This is a genomic window from Streptomyces sp. QH1-20 (genome assembly GCF_041283565.1).
GTDB lineage: Bacteria > Actinomycetota > Actinomycetes > Streptomycetales > Streptomycetaceae > Streptomyces > Streptomyces syringius.
Genome location: NZ_CP166299.1, coordinates 3,397,283 through 3,423,809, shown reverse-complemented (window position 1 = coordinate 3,423,809; position 26,527 = coordinate 3,397,283). Strand labels below are relative to the sequence as shown.

Genomic DNA, 26,527 nt, shown 5'->3' with positions numbered 1-26,527 from the left:
ACGTGACTGAATGCCCGTCAGGCCCTCACCCCGCCTCCCGCGTACGCTCGTTCGCCTCCGCCGTCCGCTGCGCCGACCGTTCCACCAACGTGACCCCCACCGCGACCGTCAGGGTCGCCACCAGCCCGGTGTACAGCACCGCCGTCCGGCCCGCGAACGTACAGACCAGCACGAGCACGGCCGAGACGGGCAGCACCAACTGCTGGGCCAGGCCCCGTTTGTGGTGCCGGGAGTGGATCAGCCACACCGAGAACATGAACAACGCCGTGGGCACCGTGACGGCACCGGCCGCCGCGAACGCCGAGATGTGCGCCTTGCCGATGGTCTCCTCGATCGCCACCTCGATGCCCGCCCCGATCGCCGCCGCCGAACCGAAGACCAGGTAGTGCCCGTACCCCCAGGCGAACGCCTGGCGGTTGGAGACCAGATGGAGATGGATGGGCACGGCGAAATAGATCCAGTAGGCGGCGAAGATGATCAGCAGGCCGCCGCCCGCGATCGGCAGCAGGGTGTCCAGCGCCTCGTCGTCGTCCAGGGCCGACTGGACGGCCACCGTGGCCGCGAGGACGGTCTCGCCCAGCACGATGATCGTGAACAGGCCGTACCGCTCCGCGATGTGGTGCGGGTGCCAGCCCGTCGTATGCCGGCGCTCGGCGATCGTGGGCACCGCCATCTCGGCGACCGCCATCCCCAGGAAGAGCCACGGCTTGCCACTGTCGGGAAGCAGCAGCAGACCCAGCCAGCCGATCTGGCACAGGCTCACCCCCGCCGCGTACTTCAGCGCCGTGCGCCGTTCCTCGCCCCGCGTGGAGTACGCGGCCCGCAGCCACTGGGTGACCAGCGCCAGCCGCATCACCAGATAGCCGAACCAGACCACCGTGAAGTCGCTGCCGTCCAGGGCCCGGGGGATGCCCGCCGCCAGGATCAGCACCCCGGCCATCTGGACCAGCGTCACCACGCGGTACGGAACGTCGTCCGTGTCGTACGCGGAGGAGAACCAGGAGAAATTCACCCAAGCCCACCAAATCGCGAAGAAGGCCATGAGATATCCCGGAATTCCGGTTTCCGGGTGTCCCTCGGCGAGCGCGTGCACCAGCTGTCTGCCCGCCTGTGCCACCGCTGCCACGAAGCACAGGTCGAAGAACAGCTCCAGCGGGGTCGCGGCGCGGTGCTCCTCCTCGCGGCCGCGCGCGGTCATCCGGCGCAGCAGCGAGGTGTGCCGTGCGTGCGGGCGCCCGCTCATCGCCGACGGTCGGGTGTGGGCGGCGTCACATGACTCATGCGGCGATTGTCACCGCTGCGGGGGTCCGCCGCGCGGGGAAGGCGTCCTGGTCCGGTGCCGTCCGTGCGGCGCGCCGCGTGTTGTCCGTGCCGCCTGCGGCGGGGACGCCCTGCGGGCGCGTCCTCAATCGCCGGACGGGCTGCTGTGCTGTGTCCTCGCCGGACGGGCTGAAGCCCGCACGGCGGGCGACCGTACCCTGGAGGCATGAGCACCGCCCCCGAGCCCACTCCCAAGCCGCGAAACCCGGCCGCCCTGATCTTCGACGACCCGCTGTCGCAGCAGTCCTCGGACGACACCGACCGTGGCTGGGGCGACCGGCCGAGCGGCGGCGACAGCGCCGGCGACCTGGCCCGGTTCCTGGACGAGAAGCCGCCCCACCACATCTGACGACCTGCTGCCCCGCCCCGGCCGCTCGGTGCGGGGCGGGCCGTTATCGCTGGACCGGTACGGACTCCGAGGCCGGGCCGCGGCGCTGCTCCACGAGCGCGTCCCGGATCTGCTCGAGCAGCTCGATCTCCGTCACCTGCGCCGGGGTGGCCTCCACCGGAGCCTTGGCGGCCTGGCGGTCCTGCCAGCGCTTCATCGGCAGCAGCATCAGGAAGTAGACGACCGCGGCGGTGATCAGGAAGGTCAGCGCGGCGCTGAGCACCGAGCCCCACTGGATGTAGACGCCGCTGGTCACCTCGCCCGCCTTGTTCATGGCGCAGGGGCCCTTGAGACACGAGGCGTAGCTGGTGAGGTCCTTGGTGCCGAAGGCGCCGACGATCGGGTTGATGACACCCTTGACCACCGAATTCACGATGTTGGTGAACGCCGCGCCGATGACAACGGCGACCGCGAGGTCTATCACGTTGCCCCGCATCAGGAATGCCTTGAAGCCTCCAAGGACCCCTGTCTTCTTCTCGCTCACCGAAAAGCCTCTCTCTGTACGCACCTGTGGCGGAATGGTTGGTTCCATAACCTACGAGAGAGTCTGGCAGTCCTGTCCAATCTGCAGCCTCGATCAGGCGAACCGGAGCTGCGTCAGCGCGGGGGCGCACAGGATCACCGCCCCGGCGGCCGTCACGACCCCGGCGCCCAGCAGTCGTCTTCCGCGCCGCCCGGCCCGTCCCGCCCGGGACCGCCCCCGGCCCACCCGCACCGGCGCGAAGTGCGGCACCCCGCGCCTCGGCGGCGGTGTATAGACGTACGCCCCTGAATCCAAGGGCAGTGGTGAGGGTGAGGAGGGCGACGAGGCCCATGAAGGAGCCGAAGGAGCCGAAGAAGAGAGCGGGCCAAAAGGGGACACGAGCACCACCGCCTGCGGATGAGGAGCGCCAACCGGACGCTCCCCACGATCCCGGCAACCGCCCGATCCCGCTGGGCCCTGTGGACTACCGCCCGGTTGTGGACAACCTCGTCACCCTCACGGGTTCAGCCACCTACGGCAGCGCGATCCCCAGGTCCCAGCCCTCGTGCACCCGGGTGCACAGGCAGGTCCGGCCGTCCGTCTCCGGCAGGGCGCAGACCGCCGCGAAGATCACCTCGCGCAGTCGCCCGACGTTCTCGGCGAAGACCCGCATCACCTCGCCGTGCGATACGCCGTCGCCCGTCTCGGCCCCGGCGTCCAGGTCCGTGACCAGCGCCATCGAGGTGTAGCAGAGCTCCAGCTCGCGGGCGAGCACCGCTTCGGGGTGCCCGGTCATGCCGACGACCGACCAGCCCTGCGCGGCGTGCCAGCGGGATTCCGCCCGGGTCGAGAAGCGCGGCCCCTCGACGACGACCATCGTTCCGCCGTCCACCACCGGGTCCCAGCCGTGCCCGCGGGCCACCGCGAGCGCCACCGCGCGCCCCGTGGGGCAGTACGGGTCGGCGAAGGTCGTGTGCACGACGTTGGGGACCGTGCCGTCGGGCAGCGGCTCCCCGTCGAAGAAGGTCTGCCGGCGCGTCTTCGTGCGGTCCACCAGCTGGTCCGGTACGAGCAGGGTTCCCGGCCCGTACTCCGGCCGCAGTCCGCCCACCGCGCAGGGAGCCAGCACCTGCCGTACGCCGAGCGAGCGCAGGGCCCACAGATTGGCCCGGTAGTTGATGCGGTTCGGCGGCAGACGGTGGTCACGGCCGTGCCGGGGCAGGAAGGCGACCGTGCGCCCGGCCAGCTCGCCGACGAACAGCGAGTCGCTCGGATTCCCGTACGGCGTCTCCACCGTGACCTCGGTCACGTCGTCGAGGAAGGAGTAGAACCCCGACCCGCCGATCACGCCTATGTCCGCCTGTACCCCACCCGTGTTGATCATGCGGCCAGCCTAGCGGCGCGCCCGCCCCGGCCCCAGGGTCCGTGCGCCGCGTGGCGCCCGCATACGACGAAACCCGCCGCCTCGGTGAGGCGACGGGCTCCGTCGTGCGCGAGCTCGCGCGAAGTGTGCGGTGAGGCGCGTCAGGCGGCCGAAGAGCTGCTGCTCGACGAGGCCGGAGCCGACGCGGTGCTCGTGGAGGTGCTGCTCGCGCTCGACCCGGAGGCCCCGGACGAGCTCGTCGACGAGGACGAGTCCGAGCCGCTCTTGGCGGTCGTGGACTTCGCCGGGCTGCTGCTGGACGACGCGCCGCGGCTGTCGTTCCGGTAGAAGCCGGAGCCCTTGAAGACGATGCCGACGGCGGAGAACACCTTCTTCAGGCGTCCGTCGCAGCTCGGGCACACGGTCAGGGCGTCGTCGGTGAATTTCTGCACCGCCTCGAGGCCCTCGCCGCACTCGGTGCACTGGTACTGGTACGTCGGCACTTGCTCCTCCTGGCACTCTCACTCGATGAGTGCTAACGACGATCCATAGTGCAGTATTCCGGCGCGTCAGTCCACCGAAACAGGCTCGCGGTGACCCACCCCACGTGCGGCGATCCGTGATTCGCCCTTCGGGGTGAGCGCCTTGCGCAGGGTGAGCAGGACCGCCAGGGCCAGTGCGGTACCGGCCAGCGGCACCAGGAAACCGGTGCTCGCGGAGTGTCCGTCGATCAGTTTGCCGCCGATGCTGGCACCGGCCGCCTGGCCGAGACCCACCGCGCCGGTCAGCCAGGTGAACGCCTCCGTACGGGCGGTCGGCGGCACCAGCGACTCGACCAGCGTGTAGCCGGTGATCAGCGCCGGGGCGATGCACAGACCGACGAGCAGGCCGACCCCGCCCAGGACCGGCAGCGCGTGCGCCGCCCACAGCGGGGTGGTGGCCAGGACCAGCAGCGGGTAGGCGATCAGCAGCCGGCGCTGGGGGGTGACCTTCCAGGCGATGGCACCGCAGATCAGGCCCGCGATCATGTTTCCGGCCGCGAACGTGCCGTACAGCAGACCGTTCAGGCCCGGGTCGCCGATCTCCTTGGTGAAGGCCGTCATCGACACCTGCATGCCGCCGAATACGGAGCCGATGCCGAGGAAGGAGATCGCGAGGACGCGGACGCCCGGAACGGACAGCGCCGACGCGCTCTTCGCCACGGGACCGGCGGCGGAGCGGCTCGGCTCCGGCTGCGTGCGCCGCTGGGCGGCGAACAGCAGACCGCCGACGAGGGTGAGAGCCGCCTCGGTGACCAGACCGGCCGCCGGGTGGACACCCGTGCACAGCGCGGTGGCCAGCACCGGGCCGATCACGAACGTGAACTCATCGGTGACCGACTCGAAGGCCGCCGCCGTGGACATCAGCGGCGAGCCCTCCAGCTTCGCGGCCCAGCGGGCCCGCACCATGGGGCCGATCTGCGGGGTCGAGGCACCGGCGGGCACGGCCGCGGCGAACAGCGCCCACAGCGGTGCGTCCGCCAGCGCCAGCGTGATCAGCAGCGAGATCGCCGCGGCGTGCACGACGACGCCGGGCACCAGCACCCGGCCCTGCCCGAAGCGGTCCGCGAGCTTGCCGCTCTGCGGGGCGAAGAGCGCCATGGAGACGCCCGCGGTCGCCGAGACGGCGCCCGCGATGCCGTACGAGTCCGTGGTGTGCTCGACCAGCAGCAGGATGCCGATGGTCAGCATCGCGAACGGCTGCCGGGCCAGAAAGCCGGGCAGCAGGAACGTCCAGGCGCCAGGGGTGCGCAACAGCTGGCCGTATCCGGGGCGTGCCTCGGTGCGGTCGTTGACCGTGGATGCCACGGCCGGGCCTTTCCGCCGCCTGGTAGCGCACTCCAGACGGGGTCGCCGCACGGAGCGCGCCGAGAGCTGTCCTCTCGCGCAGGACCGTGGTAGATGCCGTGCCGGCCGCCTGGTGACGCGCGACCGCGGCCGCCGTGCGGTCGCGCCAGCCCTGCATCAGGCAGAGTTGGTTCGGTTGGTAGTGATGGTGCAGAAGTGGTGCGAGCGGTGGATCAGCCCGGGAAACAAGGCACGATCCAGCCGCTCACTCAGGCGTCCGCGCAGGTAATCCCGTAGGCAACACTGAGCAGACCGAGTCAATTGAATGCACTACTTCCCCTTTATCGTACCTGTAGCACCCAGCCATCCCGCAAGCTTTCCGCCCTCGGAGACCGCCCGCAGGCGCTTCTCGGCGGCGTCGCGCACCGGGTCGGTGGCCACCACCAGCAGCTCGTCGCCGTGCCGCAGCACGGTCGTGGGCGCCGGGACGAAGCTGGAGCCCTCCCGCACGACCAGCGTGACGGCGGCCCCGGGGGGCAGCCGGAGCTCCCCGACCTCCACGCCGTGCATCTTCGAGCCGTCGGGGATCGCCACGGACAGCAGATGCCCGCGCAGCCGCTCCAGCGGCGCGGACTCGATGCCCAGGTCCTCCGGCTCGGTCTCGCGGAGCTTCAGATGCCGGGCCAGCCAGGGCAGCGTCGGGCCCTGCACCAGGGTGTAGACGATCACCAGCACAAAGACGATGTTGAAGATCCGGCGACTGTCGGGAACGGCGGCCACCATCGGGATGGTGGCCAGCACAATGGGCACGGCCCCACGCAGCCCGGCCCAGGACAGCAGGGTCTTCTCCTGCCAGCTCATCCGGAAGGGCGCGGTACTGAGGAAGACCGACACCGGGCGCGCCACCATCGTCAGCACCAGTCCGACGACGAGCGCGGGGACGATGTCGTCGCCCAGCTCGTGCGGGGTGACCAGCAGGCCGAGCAGGACGAACATGCCGATCTGCGCTATCCAGCCGAGCCCCTCGGCGAAGCCGCGGGTGGCGGGCCAGTGCGGCAGCTTGGCGTTGCCGAGGACCAGGGCCGCGAGATAGACGGCGAGGAAGCCGGAGCCGTGTGCGAGCGCGCCGCCCGCGTAGGCGACGGTCGCGATGGCCATGACGGCGATCGGGTAGAGGCCGGAGGCGGGCAGGGCCACGTGCCGCAGACCGTACGAGCCGAGCATGCCCACCGCGATGCCGACGGCCGCGCCGATCGCGAGTTCCAGGGCGATCTCGCCGATGAGCAGATACCAGTGCTCGACCGGGCCGGCGGCCGAGAAGGCGACGACGAGGATGACGACGGGGGCGTCGTTGAAGCCGGACTCGGCCTCCAGGACACCCGTGAGCCGGGACGGCAGCGGAACGTTGCGCAGCACGGAGAAGACCGCCGCGGCGTCCGTGGAGGAGACCACCGCGCCGATGATCAGGGCCTGCCGCCAGTCGACGCCCGCCAGATAGTGCGCGGCCGCCGCGGTGACGCCGACGCTCAGCGCTACGCCCACGGTGGAGAGCGCCGCCGCGGCGGGCAGCGCCGGTTTGATCTCGTGCCACTTCGTGCCGAGACCGCCCTCGGCAAGGATCACCACAAGCGCGGCGTAACCGATGATCTGGGTCAGACCGACATCGTTGAAGGAGACGCCGATGCCGTCCTGGCCTATCGCGACGCCTATGCCGAGGTAGATGAGCAGGCTGGGGAGCCCGCTGCGGGAGGAGATCCGGACTGCCGCCACCGCGATGAGCAGGACGAGCGAGCAGATCAGCAGGAGTTCGTTGAGGTGGTGGACAGTCAGGGGCCAAGTCCCTTCACGAGGTCTTTCATGCACTATCGACCGGAACGTTCTGCCGTCCGATCAGAACTTCATTTCCTAATCTAATCTTTTACGGGTTCTTGACGCGAGCTCGTGACGGCGGTGACCGTGCCATGACCCTTCGGCGGGGGTGCGGCAGGGGGTCCGCGGCCGTTTCAGGGGGCTGGTGGTGACACCGCGTCCGGTCGCCCGGTGCCCTGCGCCTATGGTTGCTCCAGCACCCCAGGACCACCCTGCCCCTCTAAGGACAGCGATGCCCGCCAACAAGACCGGCCCTTCCGGCAAGAAGAAGTCCGGTAAGAAGAAAGGCCGACGCGCCCGGCTGCTCGTGATCACTCTCGTGCTGCTGATCGTGGCGGGCGTCGGCTTCGGCGCGTACTGGAGCGTCAGTACCGTCCGCGCCTCCTTCCCGGAGACGAACGGCACCCTGCAGCTCAAGGGCCTGTCCGCGGACGTGAAGGTCCAGCGCGACGGAAACGGTATCCCGCAGGTCTACGCGGACAATGCCGAGGACCTCTTCCGCGCCCAGGGCTTCGTGCAGGCGCAGGACCGGTTCTGGGAGATGGACGTCCGCCGGCATCTGACCGCGGGCCGTCTCTCCGAGATGTTCGGCTCCGGGCAGGTGGAGACCGACGCCTTCCTGCGGACCATGGGCTGGCGGAAGGTCGCGCAGGAGGAGTACGACACCAAGCTCTCGGCGACCACCAAGAAATACCTCCAGGCGTACTCCGACGGTGTCAACGCCTACCTCAAGGACCGCAAGGGCAAGTCGCTGTCCGTCGAGTACGCGGCCCTGGAGTTCGAGAACGACTACCGGCCCGAGAAGTGGACCCCGGTCGACTCGGTGGCCTGGCTCAAGGCCATGGCCTGGGACCTCCGCGGCAACATGGAGGACGAGATCGACCGCTCGCTCGCCGCGACGCGGCTGAGCCCGAAGCAGATCGAACAGCTGTACCCGGCCTATCCGTACAACCGGAACAAGCCGATCGTCGAGGGCGGCGCCGTCGACCCCGCCACCAAGCAGTTCGACCCCAAGGGCACCCCGGCCGCCCCGCAGAGCGGTGCGGGCCGGACGCCCGTCGGCTCGGGCGCCGCCGCCGGGGGCTTGCGCACCGGGCTGACCTCGCTGTCCAACACCCTCGACAAGATCCCGGCGCTGCTCGGCCCGAGCGGCAACGGCATCGGCTCGAACTCGTGGGTGGTCTCCGGCCAGTACACGACCACCGGCAAGCCGCTGCTCGCCAACGACCCGCACCTCGCGCCGCAGATGCCCTCGCTCTGGTACCAGATGGGCCTGCACTGCACCAAGGTCGGACCCTCGTGCCCGTTCGACGTGGCCGGCTACACCTTCTCCGGTCTGCCGGGCGTCGTCATCGGCCACAACCAGGACATCGCCTGGGGCATGACCAACCTCGGCGCGGACGTCTCCGACCTCTACCTGGAGAAGGTCACCGCCAACAGCTACCTCTACGACGGCAAGCAGGTCCCCTTCACCACCCGCAAGGAGACCATCAAGGTCGCGGGCGGCAAGTCCCGGGACTTCACCGTCCGCTCCACCAACAACGGCCCGATCGTCTCCGACCGCAACGACGAGCTGGTCAAGGTCGGTGAGAGCGCCCCGGTCAAGGACCCCGCGCCCGACCGCGCCGACGGCTACGCGATCGCGCTGCGCTGGACGGCCCTCGACGCCGGCAAGACCATGGACGCCGTCTTCGGCATCAACGCGGCCACGGACTGGAAGTCCTTCCGCAAGGCCGCCGCCGACTTCGAGGTCCCCTCGCAGAACCTGATCTACGCCGACACCAAGGGCAACATCGGCTACCAGGCCCCGGGCCGGATCCCGGTCCGCGGCAAGGCCGCCGCCAAGCCCGACCCGGCCACCGGCGCGAACGCGGACGGCAGCCCCGGTACGAACACCGGCGGCACCGCGGGGACGAACGCCGACGGAAGCACCGGTGCGAACGCCGCCGCCAAGGCCGTCGTGCCCGACGGGCGCTACCCCGCGCCCGGCTGGGACCCCGCCTACCGGTGGACCGGCTGGATCCCGCAGGGCGAGCTGCCCTGGGACTTCAACCCCAAGCGCGGCTACATCGTCACCGCCAACCAGGCGGTCGTCGACAAGAAGTACCCCTACCCGCTCACCGGCGACTGGGGCTACGGCGCCCGCAGCCAGCGGATCAACGACCTCATCCAGTCGAAGATCAAGGACGGGGGGAAGATCTCGACGGATGACATGCAGAAGATGCAGATGGACAACCACAGCGAGATCGCCAAGCTGCTGACGCCCTACCTGCTCAAGATCGACGTCAAGGGTTCCAACGAACGCGAGACGAAGTACGTCCGCGAGGCGCAGAACCTCCTGAAGGACTGGGACTACACCCAGGAGGCCGACTCCGCCGCCGCGGCGTACTTCAACGCGGTGTGGCGCAACACCCTCAAGCTCGCCTTCGGCAACAAGCTCCCCAAGGAGCTGCGCGTCAAGGGCCAGTGCCTGCGGGTCCGCCCGGCCAACGACTCCGGGCCGCAGGAGGACCTCGACGGCAACTCCCGGCTCGTCCAGGAGTGCGGCGAGCGCGACCCGGACAGCGCGCAGCCCGACGGCGGCGACCGCTGGTTCGAGGTCGTCCGCACCATCCTCGACAAGCCGAACGACGACTGGTGGAAGACCAGCGGCACCCGCGCCAACCGCGGCGCCGGCAACCGTGACGAGCTGCTCCAGCGCGCCATGAAGGACGCCCGCTGGGAGCTGACCTCCAAGCTCGGCAAGGACGTCAATTCCTGGAGCTGGGGCCGGCTGCACCAGCTGACCCTCAAGAACCAGACCCTCGGCAAGGAGGGCCCCGGCATCGTCCGCTGGATGCTCAACCGGGGCCCGTGGAACCTGGCCGGCGGCGAGGCAGCGGTCAACGCGGCCGGCTGGAACGCGGCGGGTGGCTACGACGTGATCTGGGTCCCGTCGATGCGGATGGTCGTCAACCTCGGGGACCTCGACAAGTCCCGGTGGATCAACCTCACCGGCGCCTCCGGGCACGCCTACAACGCCCACTACTACGACCAGACCGACAAGTGGGCCAAGGGCGAGCTGCTCCCCTGGGCGTACAGCGCGGCGGCCGTGAAGGAAGCCACGGACGACACGCTGACGCTCAAGCCGTAGCGGCGTCCGCCGCCCTAGGTGACTCCGGCGGGCTTGATGGGGCTGACCTCAGCCACATCAAGCCCGTCCGGCGGTTGAGGACGCGCCCGCAGGGCGCCCGCCGCCGCAGGCGGCAAGGTGACCCGCCGTCGGCAGGACACACCGCATCAGCCGAACCTGCGCACCCCGCCAGGGGTGACCACCGCGTGCACGGGGTGGTCGTGCGGTTCCTCCGGGACCCGCGCGACCACCTCTTCGTCGTAGAGGAGCACGACCCGCGCGGGCGTGGCGCCCGCTCGCTCCAGCCGGGCCAGCACCCGGTCGTACGAACCGCCGCCGCGGCCGAGCCGCATCCCGCGGCCGTCCACGGCCAGCCCCGGCAGCAGCACCGTGTCCGCCTTGGTGACGGCGTCCGGGCCGAGCCGCTCGCCGTCGGGCTCCAGCAGCCCCCGCGACGCCCGCACCAGATGGCCGGCGCCCCGGTAGAGACCCCAGTCCAGATCGTTGTCCGGAAGCAGCACCGGAAGCAGTACGCGCACGCCCCGGGCGCGCAGTGCCTCAAGCAACGCGCGCGTGCCGGGTTCGCGCCCCACCGAGACATAGGCCGCCACCGTCCGCGCCCCGGCGAGCTCCGGCAGCTCCAGTGCCCGGCGCCCGAGCGCCTCCTCGGCCACCTTTACGTCATCCGAGGTCAACCCCGCTCTCACCGCCAGGAGGGTCTGTCGCAACGCACCCTTATTACCGTCGTACTTGATCACTGTTCGCGCGTACTCCTCGACTCGGGTCCTATCGGCGGAGCCTCTCGGTGGAGCCTCATCTTCCCGACAATCCCAGCGGCTAGGGTTCCCTTTATGACTCAATCGCGTCCTCGGATCAGCAAGGCTGTCATCCCTGCCGCCGGACTCGGGACCCGCTTTCTCCCGGCTACCAAGGCCACTCCCAAGGAGATGCTGCCGGTCGTCGACAAGCCGGCGATCCAGTACGTGGTCGAAGAAGCGGTGCACGCCGGTCTGTCGGACGTCCTCATGATCACCGGGCGGAACAAGCGCCCCCTGGAGGACCACTTCGACCGGAACTACGAGCTGGAGGAAGCGCTGCGCCGCAAGGGCGACGAGTCCCGGCTCGCCCGCGTCCAGGAGTCCAGCGACCTGGCCACCATGCACTACGTCCGCCAGGGCGACCCGCGCGGTCTCGGCCACGCGGTCCTGTGCGCCGCGCCGCACGTGGGTGACGAGCCCTTCGCCGTCCTGCTCGGCGACGACCTCATCGACGCCCGCGACCCGCTGCTCTCGCGCATGGTCGACATCCAGCGCAAGCACGGCGGCAGTGTCATCGCCCTCATGGAGGTCGACCACTCCCAGATCCACCTCTACGGCTGCGCGGACGTCAAGCCCACCGACACCGAGGACGTCGTCGAGGTCACCGGACTGATCGAGAAGCCCGACCCCGCCGACGCCCCCAGCAACTACGCCGTCATCGGCCGCTACGTCCTCGACCCCGCCGTCTTCGACGTGCTGCGCGAGACGCAGCCCGGCCGTGGTGGCGAGATCCAGCTCACCGACGCCCTCCAGGCCCTCGCCGCCGCACCCGGTCTCGGCGGTCCGGTGCACGGCGTGGTCTTCAAGGGCCGCCGTTATGACACCGGGGACCGTGGTGATTATCTGCGTGCCATTGTCAGACTGGCGTGCGAACGTGAAGATCTGGGACCGGACTTCCGAGCCTGGCTTCGAAGGTATGTCACCGAGGAGATGTAGCCCTTGAGCAGCACCGCCGACAAGGCCGCCGCACCGGACCGCTTCTGGTCGGTGGACGAGCACCTCGACGACATCCTCGGAAAGATCCGCCCCCTGGAGCCGATCGAGCTGCAACTCCTGGACGCCCAGGGCTGTGTGCTCGTCGAGGACGTCACCGTCCCCGCCGATCTGCCGGGCTTCGACAACAGCTCGATGGACGGCTACGCGGTCCGCACGACGGACGTCGAGGGTGCGAGCGAGGAGTTCCCGGCGGTGCTCACCGTCATCGGCGACGTCGCCGCGGGCAGCGGCGAGCTGCCCACCGTCGGCCCCGGCGAGGCCGCCCGCATCATGACCGGCGCGCCGCTGCCGCCCGGCGCCGAGGCCGTCGTGCCCGTCGAGTGGACCGACGGGGGCACGGGCGGTGGCCCCGCCGCCGGCATGGCCGCCCGCAGTGCCGCCCCTGACGGCGCCTCGGGAGAGGTCCGGATCCACCGCCCCGCCACCGCCCGCGCCCATGTCCGCGCGGCCGGCAGCGATGTCAGGGCGGGCGCCCTCGCCCTGCGCAGCGGTACCGTCCTCGGCCCGCCCCAGATCGGCTTGCTCGCGGCCATCGGCCGCGCCACGGTCCGGGTCCGCCCCCGCCCGCGCGTCGTGGTCATGTCGACCGGCAGCGAGCTGGTCGCCCCCGGCGAGAGCCTCGGCCCCGGCCTCATCCACGACTCCAACAGCTACGTGCTCACCGCCTGCGCCCGGGACGCCGGGGCCATCGCCTACCGCGTCGGCGCGGTCGCCGACGATGCCCACACGCTGCGCTCCACCCTTGAGGACCAGCTCGTGCGTGCCGACGCCGTCGTCACCAGCGGCGGTGTCAGCGTCGGCGCGTACGACGTCGTCAAGGAGACCCTCTCGGAGCTCGCGGGGGAGGAGGGGAGCGTCGACTTCCGCAAGCTGGCCATGCAGCCCGGCAAGCCCCAGGGCTTCGGCCGCGTCGGCCCCGACCGCACCCCGCTGCTCGCCCTGCCCGGCAACCCGGTCAGCGCCTACGTCTCCTTCGAACTCTTCGTCCGCCCCGCCATCCGCGCCCTGATGGGGCTGGAGCCGCACGACCGCGAGAAGGTCCGCGCGGTGTGCGCCGATGCCATCGCCTCCTCGCCCGAGGGTCGCCGCCAGTTCCTGCGGGCCCGCTACGCGGACGGCAAGGTCACCACCGTCGGCGGCCCGGGGTCCCACCTCGTCAAGGCCCTCGCGGAGGCGAACGCCCTGATCGTCGTCCCCGAGGAGACCACAGCGGTCGAGGCGGGAGCCGAGGTGGACGTCATACTCCTCGGCTGACCCGGCCGAGGTCAGCCCCCGCGTGGCCCCTGACGTGGTCCTTCCCGACCGGCCACCCGTCCCGCCCGGTACGGTGTCTGCCCACAAGGACCGGACCGGGAGAACGATGAGCAGCGCCCAGGACCCTTTGCCCCCCGCCACCCCCCACAGCCTCACCCATCTCGACGACGCGGGGGCGGCCCGCATGGTCGACGTCTCGGAGAAGGCCGTCACCACCCGCACCGCCCGGGCGAGCGGCCGGGTGCGTGTCTCCCCGCGTGTCGTGGAACTCCTGCGGGGCGAGGGCGTCCCCAAGGGCGACGCCCTCGCCACCGCCCGCATCGCGGGCATCATGGGCGCCAAGCGCACCCCCGATCTGATCCCGCTCTGCCACCCGCTCGCGGTCTCCGGGGTGAAGGTCGACCTGTCGGTCGCCGACGACGCGGTCGAGATCCTCGCCACGGTGAAGACCACCGACCGCACGGGCGTGGAGATGGAGGCCCTGACCGCCGTCAGCGTCGCCGCCCTGACCGTCGTCGACATGATCAAGGCCGTCGACAAGGACGCCGTCATCACGGACATCCGCGTCGAGGAGAAGACCGGCGGGAAGTCCGGCACCTACCTGCGGGCCCCGGCCGGGGGGACGACGGCATGAGCGGGGCCTCCGGAGCGCGCCGCGCGCTCGTCGTCACCGCCTCCAACCGTGCCGCGGCCGGGGTGTACGAGGACAAGGGCGGCCCGCTGCTCGCCGAGGGTCTGGCCCGGATGGGCTTCACCGTCGACGGCCCGCGCGTGGTGCCCGACGGCGACCCCGTCGAGGCCGCCCTGCGGGACGCGGTGGCCGGTGCCTACGACGTCGTCCTGACCACCGGCGGCACGGGCATCTCGCCCACCGACCGCACCCCCGACGCCACCCGCCGCGTCCTCGACTACGAGATCCCCGGCATCCCCGAGGCCATCCGGGCCGAGGGCCGCGAGAAGGTCCCCACGGCCGCCCTCTCCCGGGGGCTCGCCGGGGTGGCGGGCCGCACCCTGATCGTGAACCTGCCCGGTTCGACGGGCGGGGTCCGCGACGGGCTCGCCGTACTGGAGCGGCTGCTGACGCACGCCGTCGACCAGCTCCACGGCGGGGACCACCCGAGACCGGCCGGGAGCCCCAGCTGAGCGCCGGCTGGCCCGCCCGGCTGGCGGACGGCGACGTCGTCCTGCGCCCCATAAAGCTGCGTGACCAGCGGGCCTGGCGGGAGGTCAACGGACGCAACCGCGACTGGCTGCGCCCCTGGGAGGCGACCATCCCGCCGCCACCGCCCGGCGGAATCGTCGCCCGGCGCCCCACCTACCGGCAGATGGTCCGCCATCTGCGGGCGGAGGCCCAGGCGGGGCGGATGCTGCCGTTCGTCATCGAGTACCGGGGTCAGCTGGCCGGGCAGCTGACCGTCGCCGGCATCACCTGGGGTTCGATGTGCTCGGCCCACGTCGGCTACTGGGTGGACCGGGCCGTCGCGGGCCGGGGGGTCATGCCGACGGCCGTCGCCCTGGCCGTCGACCACTGCTTCCGCACGGTCGGGCTGCACCGGGTCGAGGTGTGCATCCGGCCGGAGAACCTGCCCAGCCGCCGGGTCGTGGAGAAACTCGGATTCCGCGAGGAGGGACTGCGCCCGCGCTATCTGCACATCGACGGCGCCTGGCGCGACCATCTCGTCTACGTCCTGACCGCCGAGGAGGCGGGGGAAGGGCTGCTGGCCCGCTGGCACCGGGTCCGGCCGGCCGAGCCCGGCGACCCGCGTGGCCCGGGGGGTCCGCACGGCCCGGGCGGCTCCGGTAGTCGGCAGCTCCCCAGTAATTGAATAAATGTTCGAATTTGACTGTCAATTGACGGTATTCGACGCTCTTCGGGCCCAACAATCACAAAAAAAGTTCGAGATATCAGCCGGATCGTGCGACACACCGGGCCAATTGGCGGAATCCCTTGTGCGGTCCCCTCTACGGTGTGAAGTGTGAGCAGCAGCGGCCTCATCTACGCAGTCATCGTCGGGGCCTGGGCCGCCTACTTGGTGCCGATGTGGCTCCGTAGGCAGGACGAGCTCAATGAAGCCCGTCCGACGGAACGCTTCAGCACAGCCATCCGGCTGCTGTCCGGACGGGCGGGCATGGAGCGCCGTTACGCCAAGGACCTGGAAGTGCGCGCGACCGACGACGCGCCGGCCTCCGCCGACCCGGCGGAGCCGGAGTTTCGCGCGCCCGCGCCGGACGCGGCGACCGAAATGGTCGACGTCCGGTCCTTCGGCGCGCCCTCGGCCACCCCGGTGCCGTCGGCGGCCGAGCGCGCCCGGCGTTCGAAGGTCCTCGCGCGGCGGCGGCGCACCACCGTGCTGCTCTTCCTCGCCTTCACCCTCGGCGCGATCGTCGCGGGCGTCGGCGGCCTGGCCTTCCTGTGGGCGCCGGCCGTACCCGCGGCGCTGCTGAGCGCGTACATCGTCTATCTGCGCGTCCAGGAGAAGCGGCGGTTCGCCTTCACCATGGACCAGCGCCGCGCCGAACTCGCCGCGCAGCGGCTCCGTGAGGGCCGCCCTCACCCTCGCCCGGCGGCGCCGGATCCCGCGACCGCCGCCGCCCCCGCTGACCCCGACGCCACCGCGGCACCCGCGTCGGCGGCGCAGCCCGAGCCCTCGGCGCACAGCGCGGGCCGGCGCGCGCTCGTCGAGCAGACCGACCACGCCGAGTGGGTCGACCAGCAGCGTGACCGCGACCGCGGCACGGGTGAGGGCTGGGAGCCCGTGCCCGTACCGCTGCCGACGTACGTCACCGCGCCGGTCGCCCCCCGCGCGAGCGGCTCGGCCGATCTCGGCGCCCCGGACACCTGGAGCTCCGCCCGCTCCAGCACCGCGGAGCCGGCCGCCGGCCGCAAGCCCGCGGAGGAGCGCCGCGGCGGCCGCTCCCGCCGCCGCCCCCGCGAGCGCGGCCGCACCCCGCTCTTCGACCAGTACGCCGACGACGACCGCCCGCGCGCGGCCAACGAGTGACGCCGGTCACCTCCCGCCACCTTGGTTGACCAGGGAGGGAGCGGCCGGGGAGTGGATTTCCGAGCACCCGGATGGAGGTGCTAGAGTTTCACTCGTTGCAAGGGCCTGTGGCGCAGTCCGGTAGCGCACCTCGTTCGCATCGAGGGGGTCAGGGGTTCGAATCCCCTCAGGTCCACAGCACAGACGGAATCCCGTCCGATCATCACGATCGGGCGGGATTCCGTCGTTGTGGGGGCTGTTGGGAGACGGCCGCCGGGGTTCCGCCCCTTACGCCCCTTGGGCGAGGAGGGGTTCGTCGGCGAGGTAGGGCGGGGCGGGTTCGTACTGGATGTAGCGGCGGACCGCGCGGGCGTGGTCGCGGCCGTGGATCCGGCCGATCAGCCACAGCGCCATGTCGATGCCCGCCGAAACGCCCTGACTGGTGATCAGGTTCCCGTCCACGACATAGCGCGCGTCGCGGACCACGGTGACGTCGCCGCGGGATTCCAGGGTGTCCTCGAAGGCGTAGTGGGTGGCCACCCGTCGGCCGCGGGCCGGGCCGGCCTCGTGCAGGAGGAGCGCGCCCGTGCATACGCCGGTGACCCAGGAGACGGTGCCGGACGTCTCGGTGAGCCACTCGATCAGCGCGGGGTTGTGCACCTGGCGGCGGGTGCCGTTGCCGCCGGGGACCAGGAGCACGTCCAGCGGCGGATGGTCGTCGAAGGTGTGGTCGGGGAGCACCCGCATGCCCTTGTTGCAGCGGACGGGGCCGGGGTGCTCGGCTATCAGGACGGCCGTGTCGGTGTGGCCGCGCACCATCGAGGAGGCCGTGAACACCTCCCACGGCCCGGTGAAGTCCAGCTCCTCCACACCCTCGAAGATCAATATGCCGTAGGTGGTCATGCGTGCTCCTTCGACGACCGGAACCGGTCGCGGTAGTCGGACGGTGGGACGCCGAGATGGCGGTGGAAGGCGCGCCGCAGGGTCTCCGCGCTGCCCAGGCCGCAGCGACGGGCGATGGTCGCGACGGGGGCGTCGCCCTCGGCCAACGCGCGCCGCGCGGCCTCGATACGGACCCGCTCCACGTACTCGGCGGGCGGGACGCCGAGTTCGGCGGTGAACCGGCGCTGGAGATGGCGGGGGCTGAGCCCGGCGCGGGCGGCCAGATCGCCGACGGAGTGCGGGCCGCCGGGGTCGGCGTGGACCGCCGACACCGCGGCCCGGATCGGGTCGGTGGACGGCTGGGCCGACCACAGCGGCACGCTGAACTGCGCCTGGCTGCCCGGCCGGCGCAGGAACAGCACCAGTTCCTGGGCGATCGCGTGGGCGACTTCCCGCCCGTGGTCGTCCTCCACCAGGGCGAGCGCCAGGTCCATCCCGGCGGTCACCCCCGCCGAGGTCCAGACCCGGCCGTCGCGGATGAAGATCGGATGCGTGTCGACGGCCAGCTCCGGGTACTCCCGCCGGAGTTGGCCGTCGCGGCTCCAGTGGCTGGTGACCCGGTGGTCCGCGACCAGCCCGGCGGCGGCGAGCAGGAACACGCCGCTGCACACCGAGGCCACCCGGCGGGCCGTGACGCCGGCGGCGGCGATCCACGCCACCAGCGCCGGATCGGTCCGGGCCTCATCCACCCCACTGCCACCGGCCACCACCAGGGTGTCGATGCCGCGCGGGTCCAGATCGCCGATGCCGTGGTCGGCGTGTACCCGCAGTCCGCTGTTCGACCGCACCAGCCCCGCGGCGGGTCCCACGGTCTCGCAGGAGTAGCCGGGACGGAGCCGGGCGGCCTGTTGGAACACCTCGAACGGGCCGGTGAGATCGAGGAGCTGAAATCCCTCGAAAGCGACGAAAACGATGCGTTGCTGATCCACGGGTTCAGCCTGCGGCTGCCGTGGGGTGGCGTCAACGACGGTGACCCCACGGTTTGTGCCATGGCCTTGCCGGCCGGGGTCTTGCCCGGCTGCGGCGGCGGGCGCCCTGCGGGCGCGTCCTCAAACGCCGGACGGGCTTGATCGGCTACAGCTTGTTCGCCACCTTGCGTGCGACGCGGACGATGTCGCCCGTGGGCTTCGCGGAGTAGCCGGGATGACGTCGGGTCCAGCGGTCCTCCAGCGCGAACCAGTCGATGGCCTTCGGCTTCCGGCCCGCCGCCAGCGCCGCGTCCAGTTCGTCGAAGTACGTCTTCCAGCGCAGCCGGTAGAGCCCGCCGACCAGCCCGGACCACTCGCGGTTGGCGTAGTCGCGCAGCTTGCCGCGGTTGGCCGAGTCGCGCGGGCCCCAGGTCGTCAGCAGGGACACGGCGTCGTACTCGAGGCGGTCGCGCTCGGCGGCGGAGGAGCCCCAGGCGCGGGCGTCGGCGATCCAGCGGCCCAGCAGATGGCGCTCGTCGGTGGCGACGGTCTGTTCCAGCAGCGTCATCCAGTCCAGCCACTCGCGGGTGAGGGAGCGGAAGCGGGACCGGTCGCGGGCGTCGTAGGCGGCCTTGACGCGTGGCAGCAGCAGCCGGCTGCGATTGGAGACGGTCTGCCGGGTGACGTCGAGCAGGTCGTAGCGGTAGGCCGTGCTCCGGCGCAGCGCGGGGGCCACGGCGAGGAGTTGGGGCAGGGCCTTGTCGAACTCCTTGGCGTCGTAGCGCAACTGCTTCGGCGACCAGCTGGCCGCGCGAGTGACGGCCAGGTCAGGGCGGGCGCCGAAGAGGCCGTCGGCCGGTTCGCTCCAGCCGTCGGCGCGGGTGGTGCCGTAGGCGGTGCGGCGCAGCACGTCCCAGGCGCGGATCGCCTGGGGGTCGGCGGCGCCGTAGCGGTAGTGCGGCCACTGCCGGAACCAGTCCGTCAGCCCGACCCGGCCCTCCGTCCAGGGCAGGTCGCTGAAGAGGGCGAGGGCTGCGGGGTTGTTGTCGGCGGCCTCGGGCATCAGCGCGATGCCCTTCAGGGCGCTGCCGTCCTTCGTGCGCCACCGCTCGTAGAGCTCGGCCCAGTCGCGGGTGTTGGCGCCCAGCGCGGTGTGGCCGCCGAAGTTCCAGATCGACCCGAAGGCGTACGGGGTGCCGGACCAGTCCGCTTCCCGGTCGGTCACATTGGGGTAGTGGTCGGAGATTCCGTCGAGGATGAGCATCCGGGACCGGTCGACGGCCTGGATGATCTCCCGTCGGGGGTTGTCCTGCCAGCCGAGGATGACCCACGTCGCGCCGGGGTGCGCGGCCCGGAGGGCCTTCTCCACGGCCCGGGCGGCGTCACCGACGGGGACGTCCCCGGGCTTGCCGCCCTCGTGCAGCAGATCCATCTTGTACATCGACGTCGCGCCGTACAGCTCCTGCTGCACCTTGTAGAAGGTCCGCGCGACCCGGCCGAAGGCGGCCGTGCGGGGGTCCAGCCAGTCGGGGCGGGGGAAGCCGCCCCAGTCGCCCTGGGGGATGACCCGCGCGCCCGGCTCGCGGCTCGCGAAACCGGGCGGCACGGTGCCGAAGTAGCCGGGGAAGACCGGGGTCATGCCCAGCTCGCGCAGCCGCCGCACGATCTTCTGCGCGAGCGCGGTGCGCCGGTCGAGGAGGCCGCGGGAGACCGGGCCGCCGAAGTCCGACATGTTCTGCAGCAGCCACCACGGCTGGTGCGCGGGCCCGGGAACCCATCGGCGGACCTCGGCGTCGCTGTAACCGTGTTCGATAAATGTGCGGTGGTAGACGGCGTCGGCACCGGCGTAGACCAGCACCTCGTTGAAGCCGTGCAGCGCCAGGACGTCGAGTTCGCGCTCCCAGTACGCCCAGCCCTGGTACGGGCCGGTGTAGCCGTCGTTGGTGTCATTGAGGACGAACCGGTGCGTGACGTTCGAAGCCCGGACGAGAGGGGTACGCACGCCGGGGAGGCGGTCGGGGAGGTCGGTCTGCGCGCCGGTCCAGGAGAAATGGGCGTGCGCCACATGTCTGAGGTACCAGTGGAAGCCGGTCAGCTGGACGGCCGGAGTGCTGCCCTCCACGAGGATCGCGCCTTCCTCTCCCGAGACCCGGAAGGCGTCCGTGCCGTTCCTGGGCGGGACGGTGCGGAAGGTGACCTGGCCGTGGTGGCGGGGCAGCAGCCGGGCCAGCGCGGCCGCTGCCGCGTCGCTCGCGGCGTCCGGGGGCGTGGTCGCGGCCGCCGATCGGCCGGACGTCGTGCTCGCCGCTGTGGATCCGTTGGCACCGGATGCGACGACTCCGGACGCGGCGGCGGGTGCTCCCGCCGCGGTGAGGGCGGCGGTTCCCGCGAGGGCGCCGAGGATCGAACGTCGGGCGATGTGCATGAGTGACCTCCACCATGGCACTGCGGCGACTGGACTGGACCACTTGAGCGCGAAGATCCTATGAGCAAACGATCGAACAGGGCCAAGGGCACGGGCAGCAATCCAGCCACGCCGGTTACATTTGGCACGAATGGCCCCACGGGATGTGACCAACCTGCGGGGTGTGACCGACGCACCGCAGTTCAGACCGCTCGCATCAGCCCGCTCCGTCCCATCGGTATGAGGAACCCCGTGCGACCACTCACCGCGACCATCGGCGCCCTGGCACTGGCCGGCGGGCTGCTGGGCATGTCGCTGTGCGGGTGCGCCGATCCCGGAGGGCTGAAGGTGTCCGGTCCCGCGCAGAGTCCCTCGGTCACCAGCGGCCCGGTCTTCGTGGCCCAGACCGTGCCGAAGCCGCGTCTGCGACGGCCGGAGTCCTTGGACATCGGCAAGGACGTCACGCTCACCGGACTGCGCTGGCGGAGCTGGGGCGGGCCGACGGCGGAGGCGAGCGGAGAGGTGTCGGGTGCCCGGTGCGCGCCCGCCTGCCGCGACAAGCCGGTCAGGGCCGAGGTCACGTTCACCGGGCTCGTCCGGCACGACCGCGTCGGCTACTACAGCCGGGCCACGGTCAGTGCCGAGGGGCTGCCGCCCGGGCAGCGCGAGGAGCTGCGCGACCTGCGGCTCTTCGTCCCCCAGGGCTGAACCGGGGCCGACTTCGTGGACTGAATCCAGGGCTGATGCCGGAGCCGATCCCAAGAGGACTGCCGCGCCGATCCCCGAGACGACTGCCGAGCTGACCGCCGAGGAGCCCGACCCCATGGGACTGCGTACGAAGATCGGCGTGGTGATCACCGCCACCGCTGCCCTGGTCGCCGTCATCATGGGCCTGGTCGTCCACCACCGCACCGCCGTGAACCAGCTGGAGACCGCCCGCGAGACCCTCGACGCCCGGCTCGGCACGGCCGTCGAGGACCATGCCACCGGCGTCGACCGGCACCGCACCCCCGACCGGCGCCGCGCGCTCGTGAACCCCGAGCGCCTGCCCGCGCCGCTGCGCGAGGCCGCCGAGCGCGGCAAGCGCGCCACCTACCTGGACCGCAGCGGCGGCCGTCCGGTCCTGTGGGCCGCCAGCCGCGTCGGCGACGACATCGTCGCCCTCAGGCACCCCTACGAGCGTCAGACCCGCAACCTCCGCGATCTCGACGAGGTCCTGTGGCTGGCCGGCGGCCTCGGAACCGCCTTCGCGGGCGTCGTCGGGGTGACGCTGGCGACCGTGGCCGGGCGCCGACTCAACGCCTCCGCCCGCATCGCCGAACGGATAGCCCGGGGCGACCACAGCGCCCGGCTCCGCCCGCGCGGCGGCAAGGACGAGATCGCCCGGCTGACCATCGCCGTCAACACCATGGCCGACGCCCTCTCCGCCCGACTGCAGGCCGAGCGGGAGGTCACCGCCAACATCGCGCACGAGCTGCGCACCCCCGTCGCGGGCCTGGTCGCCGCCGCCGGGCTGCTGCCGCCGGGCCGGCCGGCGGAGATGGTGCGGGAACGGGCCGAGCGGGTACGCGGCCTGATGGAGGACGTCCTGGAGGTGGCCCGCCTGGACGGTTCCGCCGAGCGCGCCGACACGGACGTACGGGCGCTGGGCGAGCTGACGCGGCGGGCGGTCGGCGCGGTCGTCATGGACGGTCGGCAGACGGCGGAGGTGCGGATCGAGCGCGACTGCGTGGTCGAGACCGACGCCCGGCGCGTCGAGCGCATCCTGGCCAACCTCGTCACCAACGCCTTCCGGCACGGCGGCGCGCCGGTCGTCGTGGAGGTCGACGGCGGGCTCGTCCGGGTGCGGGACAAGGGCCCGGGGTTCCCGCCGGAGCTGCTGGCGCGCGGGCCGCAGCGGTTCCGTACGGGCTCGGGTTCGGGGCTCGGCCTGGGGCTGACGATCGCGGCGGGACAGGCACGGGTGCTGGGGGCGCGGCTCGCCTTCGCGAACCCGGAGGGCGGGGGAGCGGAGGCGACGCTGGATCTGCGGGCGTCGGTGGCCGGACAGGGGGCAACCGGACAGGGGTGAGGCTGAGGTGCGCGTCCGGGCGGCAGCCCCAAGAGTGGAGCCGTAGGAGCCTCGCGGACGACAGAAGCTGAGAGGGGAGCGACACGATGGACGAGAACGTCCTGTTCATGAACGTCGACGGGCCCGAAGTGGGCCACCGGGCGCTCGACGCGCTGCGGAAGGCGCACGCGGACGACGACATCAGGCTGCACGAGGGGGCGGTGATCGCCCGGGACGCGGACGGCGCCCTCGACTTCCCCGACGCCGTAGACAACACCGGTTCCGCGCGGGCCTTCGCCGTGGGCGGCCTGATCGGCGGGCTCCTCGGTATCCTCGGCGGCCCGCTCGGCATCATGATCGGATTCGGCGCGGGCGGTCTGATCGGGGGCATGCGCGACGCGCGCGAGGCCACCGCCGACAACGCCGCGCTGGAGATGCTCGCGGCCGAGGTGCCGCCGGGCAGCACGGTCCTGGTCGCCCAGATCGAGGAGAACGGCCCGGACATCGTCGACGACCTCCTCGCGCCGTACGGCGACGTCTCCACGCGCTACCCGGCGGACCGGGTGCGCGAGGAGGTCGAGCGGGCGATCGCGGAGGGGCGCTCGTAGGACGCCGTCGGCCGTTCGGGAGTCGTCAGCCGTTCGGGAGGCGGAGCAGCGGCTTGGCGAAGCAGCGGCTGCTGTCGTAGCCACGGTACAGCCCGAACTTCGGCACCTCCGGGGCGTAGCCGCTCGACAGGTACAGGGCGATCGCCTCGGGCTGCTGGTCGCCGGTCTCCAGCACCATGCGCGTCCGCCCGGCCTCCCGGGCGCTGTCCTCCAGCGCTGCCAGGATCCGCCGGGCCAGCCCGCGGCCGCGCGCCTCGGGCACCACGTACATCCGCTTCAGCTCGGCGTCGCCGTCCGCGTACCCCTCCTCGTTGCGCTCCTGCGCCCGCCAGCCGCCGGTGGCGACGGGGGAGCCGTCGGGGTCGTACGCGATGAGATACAGGCCACGCGGCGGGGCGAACTGCGAGGGGTCCAGCGGGGTGAGATCACCGTCGCCGTATCGCTCGACGTACTCCAATTGCACCTGGTCATTGAGCTTTATGGCGTCGGGATGGTCGTACGCGGCGGTCACGATCAGCATCCGGAAATCGTACGGTCGTACCGGCGGAGTGCGGCAGGGGTGTCTCAGAGGTCGGTATCGTGCCGGAATGCTCACCGTGACCACCGTGAACGTCAATGGCCTCCGCGCCGCCGCCAAGAAGGGCTTCGTCGACTGGCTGGCGCAGACCGAAGCCGACGTCGTCTGCCTCCAGGAAGTGCGCGCCGAGCCGCACCAGCTCCCCGACGAGGTGCGCGAGCCCGCCGACTGGCACACCGTGCACGCCCCGGCGGCGGCCAAGGGCCGCGCGGGCGTCTCCGTCTACTCCCGGCGCGAGCCGGAGGCCGTGCGCATCGGCTTCGGCTCGGCGGAGTTCGACGGCAGCGGCCGCTACGTGGAGATCGACCTGCCCGGCGTCACGGTCGCCAGCCTCTACCTCCCCTCGGGCGAGGTCGGCACGGACCGGCAGGACGAGAAGGAACGCTTCATGGCGGAGTTCCTGCCGTACCTCGTGGGCCTGAAGGCACGGGCGGCGGCGGACGGGCGCGAGGTGCTGGTCTGCGGCGACTGGAACATCGCCCACACCGAGGCGGACCTGAAGAACTGGAAGGCCAACCGCAAGAGCGCGGGCTTCCTCCCCGAGGAGCGCGACTGGCTGACGAAGGTCTTCACGGAGTACACGGACGTGGTCCGCGCCCTGCACCCGGACGTCGCGGGCCCGTACTCCTGGTGGTCCTACCGGGGCCGCGCCTTCGACAACGACTCCGGCTGGCGCATCGACTACCTCGTCGCGACGCCGGGCCTCGCGGAGCGGGCCCTGAAGGCGGTCGTGGAGCGGGCGGCCACGCACGACCTGCGGTGGAGCGACCACGCACCGGTGACGGCGGTCTTCGACAAGTAACGCACGGCAGCGAGGGCCCCGCCCGCGTGCCTCGGGGAGGAACGCGGGCCGGGCCGGCTCAGCCGGGACTCCCGCACGGATCGGGCGTCAGGGCCTGGTCACCGGTGCCTGGAGTTCGGTCACCCAGGCGTCGTGGTCGTCCGGGCATTCCAGGTTGATCTCCCGTGGGTATCCGGCCGACCGGTAGCCGTTTTCGTCGACCCAGACGGCCAGGGCCTGGGCCGTGGGGAGCATGGTGTCGACCGAGCCGCGGTGCACGATGGTCGCCGCCCGGTCGACGGGCGGGAGGTCGTGGACCCGGAAGGGGCCGTCCTGGAGCGGGGCCGTGACCTGGACGGCGGCGTGGACGGTGATCCTGCCGCCGCCCTCCGGGGAGTCCTCGTAGTAGGCGACGCCGGGCCCCGCGGGCGTGACGCCGGCCGCGTCCAGGCGGCGGAACAGCTCGTCGTAGAGCGGGCCGATGACCGGGGTGATGTCCTCGGGCTCGAAGCTCGCGGCGGTCGCGGTCAGCTCCGCCACCCGGATCGCCGGGACGCTCTTGATGACGACGTCGTTCGTGGGCATGTGCCCCTCGCTCTCGATCGACCGGAGCCTCGCCTCGACCTGGACCAGCCGCGCCGCCGCGGCGGCCATGGCGTCCTCCAGCTCGGCCCGCCGCAGCCGCAGCATGGCGCGCAGTTCCTCGGTGGTGACCTTCTCGTCCAGGATCTGCCGGACCTGCTGGAGGGTCAGCCCGAGGTCCTTCAGCGCGATGACGCGGTTCAGGCGGGCCAGCTGGGCAGCCGAGTAGTACCGGTAGCCGGTGGCGGGGTCGACGTGGGCCGGGGGCAGCAGTCCGGTGGCGTCGTAGTGACGCAGCATGCGGACCGATACGCGGCCGTGCCGGGCGAAGTCTCCGATGGTGAACATGATGTCTCCGAGTTCAGCGCCTGACACGGTGTGAGGGTCAAGGCATCAGACCGGCGCGGGCGGCGGCTCCCGCCAGGATTCCAGCTCCGCTCGTACGCGGCGGTCCATCGCCATGGAGACCTCCGCGTCCACCACCGTCTTCACGATCGGGCGCAGCTGGTCCAGGGTTTCCGTCACGCGGGCGACCTCCGTGGGGGGCAAGGGGTCGCCCGAGGCCGCGTGGGTGAGGATGTCCGCCAGGACGTGGCGGCGGACCAGGGTCGTGAAGGTGTCGGCCAGGGCGTCCGCGTGGGTGCGGACCTCTCGGCCCGCCGCGATGACGGCGGACAGCGGAACGCCGTTGCGGACGAGGGCCGTTGACGCGTCCAGGAGGCGGCGGCTGGTGTGGACGAGGTCGTCGCCGTCCGTGGTCAGATAGCCGAGGTCCAGGGCGGTCGCCAGGTTTTCGTCGGTGTCCTCGCCCGGGAAATGGTCGGCCAGGGCGTCGCGGGTGAGGCGTACCGGGGATTCCTCGGACCAGGGGGCGGCTATCGCGCCACTGAGGCCGAGGAGGTCACCGACGTCGCGGCCGCATTCGAAGGCGCTGAGGAGTTCGGCGATGCCGCCGAGGGTGTGACCGCGGTCCAGGAGGGCCGTGATGGTGCGCAGCCGGGCCAGGTGGTGGCCGTTGTACCAGGCGATGCGGCCCTCCCGGCGCGGCGGCGGGACGAGCTTGCGCTCCCGGTAGAAACGCAGCGTGCGGACGGTGATGCCGGCCTCCTCGGCCAGCTCCGCCACGCGGTATTCGCGCTCTTCACCAGGGGTGTCCGGGCCACCGCTCTCGTCGTTCGCCACCCTCGCAGCCTAGGCCCTGGGGGTCCGGCCGCCGAGAGGTGCGACCGCCGGTAACTTCCTTGTCCCTGACCCCTATCGCTCCTCGAACGTCTGCCCTACGCTC

Annotated in this window: 25 protein-coding genes and 1 tRNA gene; 13 read left to right on the top strand and 13 right to left on the bottom strand. The window is 71.7% G+C overall.

Going from position 1 to position 26,527, the window contains the following annotated elements; genetic code table 11:
- Positions 1 to 25: 25 nt before the first annotated feature.
- On the bottom strand, positions 26 to 1,243 hold the full coding sequence (locus tag AB8O64_RS15305; RefSeq protein WP_370419671.1) for a low temperature requirement protein A: 1,218 nt from the start codon (positions 1,241 to 1,243) through the stop codon (positions 26 to 28).
- A gap of 243 nt (positions 1,244 to 1,486) precedes the next feature.
- Here AB8O64_RS15305 and AB8O64_RS15300 point away from each other — a divergent pair, with 243 nt between their 5' ends.
- The gene (locus AB8O64_RS15300; RefSeq protein WP_130879109.1) at positions 1,487 to 1,669 is read left to right on the top strand and encodes a hypothetical protein; all 183 of its coding nucleotides are present in this window, start codon (positions 1,487 to 1,489) and stop codon (positions 1,667 to 1,669) included.
- A 43-nt stretch (positions 1,670 to 1,712) separates the two neighbouring features.
- On the opposite strand, the gene mscL is transcribed toward AB8O64_RS15300, so the two are convergent.
- The 5 genes from mscL to AB8O64_RS15275 all read right to left on the bottom strand — a co-directional run bounded on the left by mscL (position 1,713) and on the right by AB8O64_RS15275 (position 7,223).
- On the bottom strand, positions 1,713 to 2,192 hold the full coding sequence (gene mscL, locus AB8O64_RS15295; RefSeq protein ID WP_370419670.1) for a large conductance mechanosensitive channel protein MscL: 480 nt from the start codon (positions 2,190 to 2,192) through the stop codon (positions 1,713 to 1,715).
- A gap of 511 nt (positions 2,193 to 2,703) precedes the next feature.
- Positions 2,704 to 3,555, bottom strand: coding sequence for an S-methyl-5'-thioadenosine phosphorylase (locus AB8O64_RS15290; RefSeq protein ID WP_370419669.1), 852 nt, complete (start codon positions 3,553 to 3,555; stop codon positions 2,704 to 2,706).
- A 140-nt stretch (positions 3,556 to 3,695) separates the two neighbouring features.
- Positions 3,696 to 4,037: an FmdB family zinc ribbon protein gene (locus AB8O64_RS15285; protein WP_370419668.1), complete on the bottom strand. Its 342-nt coding sequence runs from the start codon at positions 4,035 to 4,037 to the stop codon at positions 3,696 to 3,698.
- Positions 4,038 to 4,103: 66 nt separating this feature from the next.
- Positions 4,104 to 5,381, bottom strand: a complete 1,278-nt coding sequence (locus AB8O64_RS15280; protein WP_370419667.1) for an MFS transporter — start codon at positions 5,379 to 5,381, stop codon at positions 4,104 to 4,106.
- A gap of 309 nt (positions 5,382 to 5,690) precedes the next feature.
- On the bottom strand, positions 5,691 to 7,223 hold the full coding sequence (locus AB8O64_RS15275) for a potassium/proton antiporter (RefSeq protein ID WP_370419666.1): 1,533 nt from the start codon (positions 7,221 to 7,223) through the stop codon (positions 5,691 to 5,693).
- A 238-nt stretch (positions 7,224 to 7,461) separates the two neighbouring features.
- Here AB8O64_RS15275 and AB8O64_RS15270 point away from each other — a divergent pair, with 238 nt between their 5' ends.
- Positions 7,462 to 10,362, top strand: a complete 2,901-nt coding sequence (locus AB8O64_RS15270; protein ID WP_370419665.1) for a penicillin acylase family protein — start codon at positions 7,462 to 7,464, stop codon at positions 10,360 to 10,362.
- Between the two features lie 146 nt (positions 10,363 to 10,508).
- On the opposite strand, the gene AB8O64_RS15265 is transcribed toward AB8O64_RS15270, so the two are convergent.
- Complete coding sequence (locus AB8O64_RS15265) at positions 10,509 to 11,099, bottom strand: 5-formyltetrahydrofolate cyclo-ligase (RefSeq protein WP_370419664.1); 591 nt, start codon at positions 11,097 to 11,099, stop codon at positions 10,509 to 10,511.
- Positions 11,100 to 11,192: 93 nt separating this feature from the next.
- Here AB8O64_RS15265 and galU point away from each other — a divergent pair, with 93 nt between their 5' ends.
- The 7 genes from galU (at position 11,193) to AB8O64_RS15230 (ending at position 16,586) form a co-directional block, all read left to right on the top strand.
- Positions 11,193 to 12,095 (top strand): UTP--glucose-1-phosphate uridylyltransferase GalU, encoded by a 903-nt coding sequence (galU, locus tag AB8O64_RS15260; protein ID WP_130879116.1) that lies wholly within the window; start codon positions 11,193 to 11,195, stop codon positions 12,093 to 12,095.
- Positions 12,096 to 12,098: 3 nt separating this feature from the next.
- Positions 12,099 to 13,409 (top strand): gephyrin-like molybdotransferase Glp, encoded by a 1,311-nt coding sequence (glp, locus tag AB8O64_RS15255; RefSeq protein ID WP_370419663.1) that lies wholly within the window; start codon positions 12,099 to 12,101, stop codon positions 13,407 to 13,409.
- Between the two features lie 106 nt (positions 13,410 to 13,515).
- Positions 13,516 to 14,043, top strand: a complete 528-nt coding sequence (gene moaC, locus AB8O64_RS15250) for a cyclic pyranopterin monophosphate synthase MoaC (protein WP_370419662.1) — start codon at positions 13,516 to 13,518, stop codon at positions 14,041 to 14,043.
- Positions 14,040 to 14,552 (top strand): molybdenum cofactor biosynthesis protein B, encoded by a 513-nt coding sequence (locus tag AB8O64_RS15245; protein ID WP_370419661.1) that lies wholly within the window; start codon positions 14,040 to 14,042, stop codon positions 14,550 to 14,552. Before moaC ends, AB8O64_RS15245 begins: the two co-directional genes overlap by 4 nt.
- A complete protein-coding gene (locus AB8O64_RS15240; protein WP_370423872.1) occupies positions 14,549 to 15,235 on the top strand; it encodes a GNAT family N-acetyltransferase in 687 nt (228 codons plus the stop codon). Before AB8O64_RS15245 ends, AB8O64_RS15240 begins: the two co-directional genes overlap by 4 nt.
- 150 nt (positions 15,236 to 15,385) lie before the next feature.
- Positions 15,386 to 16,411 carry a hypothetical protein gene (locus AB8O64_RS15235; RefSeq protein WP_370419660.1) on the top strand — a complete coding sequence of 342 codons (1,026 nt, stop codon included), beginning with the start codon at positions 15,386 to 15,388 and terminating at the stop codon, positions 16,409 to 16,411.
- A gap of 101 nt (positions 16,412 to 16,512) precedes the next feature.
- Positions 16,513 to 16,586 (top strand) — tRNA-Ala (locus AB8O64_RS15230).
- Positions 16,587 to 16,678: 92 nt separating this feature from the next.
- Here the strand turns inward: AB8O64_RS15230 and AB8O64_RS15225 are convergent.
- The 3 genes from AB8O64_RS15225 to AB8O64_RS15215 form a co-directional block, all read right to left on the bottom strand.
- Complete coding sequence (locus AB8O64_RS15225) at positions 16,679 to 17,293, bottom strand: DJ-1/PfpI family protein (protein ID WP_370419659.1); 615 nt, start codon at positions 17,291 to 17,293, stop codon at positions 16,679 to 16,681.
- Complete coding sequence (locus AB8O64_RS15220; protein WP_370419658.1) at positions 17,290 to 18,261, bottom strand: GlxA family transcriptional regulator; 972 nt, start codon at positions 18,259 to 18,261, stop codon at positions 17,290 to 17,292. The genes AB8O64_RS15225 and AB8O64_RS15220 overlap by 4 nt, the downstream gene beginning before the upstream one ends.
- A gap of 145 nt (positions 18,262 to 18,406) precedes the next feature.
- Entirely contained in the window at positions 18,407 to 20,665 is a 2,259-nt protein-coding gene (locus AB8O64_RS15215) for an alpha-N-acetylglucosaminidase (protein WP_370419657.1), read from the bottom strand.
- A 231-nt stretch (positions 20,666 to 20,896) separates the two neighbouring features.
- Between AB8O64_RS15215 and AB8O64_RS15210 the strand changes: the two genes are divergently transcribed.
- The 3 genes from AB8O64_RS15210 (at position 20,897) to AB8O64_RS15200 (ending at position 23,302) form a co-directional block, all read left to right on the top strand.
- The gene (locus AB8O64_RS15210) at positions 20,897 to 21,352 is read left to right on the top strand and encodes a hypothetical protein (RefSeq protein WP_370419656.1); all 456 of its coding nucleotides are present in this window, start codon (positions 20,897 to 20,899) and stop codon (positions 21,350 to 21,352) included.
- A gap of 115 nt (positions 21,353 to 21,467) precedes the next feature.
- On the top strand, positions 21,468 to 22,715 hold the full coding sequence (locus AB8O64_RS15205) for an ATP-binding protein (protein WP_370419655.1): 1,248 nt from the start codon (positions 21,468 to 21,470) through the stop codon (positions 22,713 to 22,715).
- 86 nt (positions 22,716 to 22,801) lie between these two features.
- Positions 22,802 to 23,302, top strand: a complete 501-nt coding sequence (locus tag AB8O64_RS15200) for a DUF1269 domain-containing protein (protein WP_356449286.1) — start codon at positions 22,802 to 22,804, stop codon at positions 23,300 to 23,302.
- 25 nt (positions 23,303 to 23,327) lie between these two features.
- Here AB8O64_RS15200 and AB8O64_RS15195 read toward each other — a convergent pair whose 3' ends face one another.
- On the bottom strand, positions 23,328 to 23,822 hold the full coding sequence (locus AB8O64_RS15195; RefSeq protein WP_370419654.1) for a GNAT family N-acetyltransferase: 495 nt from the start codon (positions 23,820 to 23,822) through the stop codon (positions 23,328 to 23,330).
- A gap of 67 nt (positions 23,823 to 23,889) precedes the next feature.
- Between AB8O64_RS15195 and AB8O64_RS15190 the strand changes: the two genes are divergently transcribed.
- A complete protein-coding gene (locus AB8O64_RS15190) occupies positions 23,890 to 24,681 on the top strand; it encodes an exodeoxyribonuclease III (protein WP_370419653.1) in 792 nt (263 codons plus the stop codon).
- Between the two features lie 87 nt (positions 24,682 to 24,768).
- Here the strand turns inward: AB8O64_RS15190 and AB8O64_RS15185 are convergent, their stop codons facing one another.
- Both AB8O64_RS15185 and AB8O64_RS15180 read right to left on the bottom strand, forming a co-directional pair.
- Positions 24,769 to 25,590, bottom strand: a complete 822-nt coding sequence (locus AB8O64_RS15185; protein ID WP_370419652.1) for a MerR family transcriptional regulator — start codon at positions 25,588 to 25,590, stop codon at positions 24,769 to 24,771.
- 45 nt (positions 25,591 to 25,635) lie between these two features.
- Positions 25,636 to 26,424: a MerR family transcriptional regulator gene (locus AB8O64_RS15180; protein WP_370419651.1), complete on the bottom strand. Its 789-nt coding sequence runs from the start codon at positions 26,422 to 26,424 to the stop codon at positions 25,636 to 25,638.
- Between the last annotated feature and the right edge of the window lie 103 nt (positions 26,425 to 26,527).

Bases quoted from the DNA above. Each gene is read 5' to 3' on its own strand.
- AB8O64_RS15305 (WP_370419671.1), bottom strand. From the start codon at position 1,243: ATGAGCGGGCGCCCGCACGCACGGCACACCTCGCTGCTGCGCCGGATG.
- AB8O64_RS15300 (WP_130879109.1), top strand. From the start codon at position 1,487: ATGAGCACCGCCCCCGAGCCCACTCCCAAGCCGCGAAACCCGGCCGCC.
- AB8O64_RS15290 (WP_370419669.1), bottom strand. From the start codon at position 3,555: ATGATCAACACGGGTGGGGTACAGGCGGACATAGGCGTGATCGGCGGG.
- AB8O64_RS15270 (WP_370419665.1), top strand. From the start codon at position 7,462: ATGCCCGCCAACAAGACCGGCCCTTCCGGCAAGAAGAAGTCCGGTAAG.
- galU (WP_130879116.1), top strand. From the start codon at position 11,193: ATGACTCAATCGCGTCCTCGGATCAGCAAGGCTGTCATCCCTGCCGCC.
- moaC (WP_370419662.1), top strand. From the start codon at position 13,516: ATGAGCAGCGCCCAGGACCCTTTGCCCCCCGCCACCCCCCACAGCCTC.
- AB8O64_RS15245 (WP_370419661.1), top strand. From the start codon at position 14,040: ATGAGCGGGGCCTCCGGAGCGCGCCGCGCGCTCGTCGTCACCGCCTCC.
- AB8O64_RS15225 (WP_370419659.1), bottom strand. From the start codon at position 17,293: ATGACCACCTACGGCATATTGATCTTCGAGGGTGTGGAGGAGCTGGAC.
- AB8O64_RS15215 (WP_370419657.1), bottom strand. From the start codon at position 20,665: ATGCACATCGCCCGACGTTCGATCCTCGGCGCCCTCGCGGGAACCGCC.
- AB8O64_RS15205 (WP_370419655.1), top strand. From the start codon at position 21,468: ATGGGACTGCGTACGAAGATCGGCGTGGTGATCACCGCCACCGCTGCC.
- AB8O64_RS15200 (WP_356449286.1), top strand. From the start codon at position 22,802: ATGGACGAGAACGTCCTGTTCATGAACGTCGACGGGCCCGAAGTGGGC.
- AB8O64_RS15195 (WP_370419654.1), bottom strand. From the start codon at position 23,822: ATGCTGATCGTGACCGCCGCGTACGACCATCCCGACGCCATAAAGCTC.
- AB8O64_RS15190 (WP_370419653.1), top strand. From the start codon at position 23,890: ATGCTCACCGTGACCACCGTGAACGTCAATGGCCTCCGCGCCGCCGCC.
- AB8O64_RS15185 (WP_370419652.1), bottom strand. From the start codon at position 25,590: ATGTTCACCATCGGAGACTTCGCCCGGCACGGCCGCGTATCGGTCCGC.